The sequence below is a fragment of the Streptomyces sp. NPDC059917 genome, assembly GCF_042730635.1.
Classification (GTDB): Bacteria; Actinomycetota; Actinomycetes; order Streptomycetales; family Streptomycetaceae; genus Streptomyces.
Genome location: NZ_JBHWLC010000186.1, coordinates 1 through 1,923, shown reverse-complemented (window position 1 = coordinate 1,923; position 1,923 = coordinate 1). Strand labels below are relative to the sequence as shown.

General features: G+C 75.1%; 1 protein-coding gene. It reads left to right on the top strand.

All coding sequences use genetic code 11. From position 1 onward, the window contains the following. A partial coding sequence (locus ACFWAR_RS39365) for an amino acid adenylation domain-containing protein (protein ID WP_385788539.1) occupies positions 1–1,923 on the top strand: 1,923 nt, incomplete at both ends.

The following is a 1,923-nucleotide window of genomic DNA, read 5'->3' as shown; positions in this document are numbered from 1 at the left end:
GAGTTGGTGGGGCGTGCGCGTGAGGTGGGTCTGGCGGCGCTCTCGCACCAGGACCTGCCGTTCGAGCGGCTGGTGGAGGCCCTGAACCCGGGGCGTGCTCCGCACCGGCACCCGCTCTTCCAGACCGTCCTCACCTTCAACAGCGCGACGGACGAGGCGGTCGCGGACTCCGTCCAGCAGGCCGAGTTCGACAGCGCGGCCAAGTTCGACCTGTCGTTCACGGTGACCGAGCACCACGACGCCGACGGCGCCGCGGCCGGGCTGACGGTGACCGTGGAGTACGCGGCCGACCTCTTCGAGCCGACGACGATCGCCCGGCTGGCGGACCAGTTCGAACGGATCCTGCGCAGCGCCGCCGAACACCCCGACACCCGCCTCCACGACATCGACCTGCTGGCCGAGGAAGGCCGCGCCGAACTGTCCGCCCTGGCCACCGGCGACGTGCACCCGCTGCCCGCCGCCGCCCTGCCGGAGCTCTTCGCCGCGCAGGTCGCCCGGACCCCCGACGCCACCGCCGTCGTCTGCGAGAGCGGCACCCTCAGCTACGCCCGGCTCGACACCGCCACCGACCGGCTCGCCCGCCACCTGACCGCCCTCGGGGTGGGCGCGGAAGACCGGGTCGCCCTGCTGATGGGGCGCTCGGCGGCGCTCGTGACCAGCACGCTCGCCGTGGTGCGGGCGGGCGGCGCGTACGTGCCGCTCTCCGAGAGCTGGCCCGACGAGCGCGTCGCCCTCGTCCTGGCCGACACCGGCGCCGAACTGCTGCTGGTGGACGCGACCACCCGCGACCTGCCGGTCGTACGGGCCCGCGCCGCCGCCGGGGTGCGGGTGGTGGACGTCAGCGCCCCGCTGCCGGACGCCCCCGCCCGCCCCGTCCCCGCGGTCCAGCCGGACCGGCTCGCCTACGTGATGTACACCTCCGGCTCCACCGGCACCCCCAAGGGCGTCGCCGTCACCCACGCGGACATCGCCGCGCTGGCCGCCGACCGCTGGTGGCAGCGCTACGGTCACCACGAGCGGGTGCTCTTCCACTCCCCGCAGGCCTTCGACGCTGCCACCTACGAGCTGTGGGTGCCGCTGCTCAGCGGCGGCCAGGTCGTGGTCGCGCCCGCCGGTGATCTGGACGCCGAGCGCATCGGGCGACTGGTCGCCGAACACCGGATCACGGCGCTCTGGCTCACCGCGGGCCTCTTCCGGCTGCTCGCGGAGGACGCCCCGCAGAGCCTGGCCGGCGTGCGCGAGGTGATGACCGGGGGAGACGTGGTCCCGGCGGCCGCCGTGCGCCGCGTGCTCGCCGTCCACCCGGGGCTGCGGGTGGTCGACGGCTACGGCCCGACCGAGACCACCGTCTTCGCCACCCGGCACTCGATCGCCGCCGGGGACCCGATCGGCGCCACCGTGCCCATCGGCCGCCCGCTGGACAACATGCGGGTCCAGGCGCTGGACCCGACGCTGCGCCAGGTCCCGCCCGGTGTGCCCGGCGAGCTGTTCATCGCCGGTGCCGGACTGGCCCGGGGGTATCTGGGGCGTCCGGGGCTGACGGCGGAGCGGTTCCTGCCGGACCCCTTCGGTGAGCCGGGGGCGCGGATGTACCGCACCGGTGACCTGGGGCGTTGGCAGTACGACGAGCGGGGCGAGGGACGCCTGGAGTTCCTGGGCCGGACCGACGACCAGATCAAGCTGCGCGGTTTCCGCATCGAACCGGCGGAGATCGAGGCGCACTTCACGGGTCGCGGCGACATCGCGCAGGCCGCGGTGCTGCTGCGCGAGGACAACCCGGGCGATCAGCGCCTGGTCGCCTACCTGGTCCCGGCGACCGACGCCGCCTCCGACTCGCCTGTGGTGGTGGACGCGGCGGAGCTGCGCGCGTACGCCGCCGCGCACCTGCCCGCGTACCTGGTGCCCTCCGCCGTGGTCCTGCTG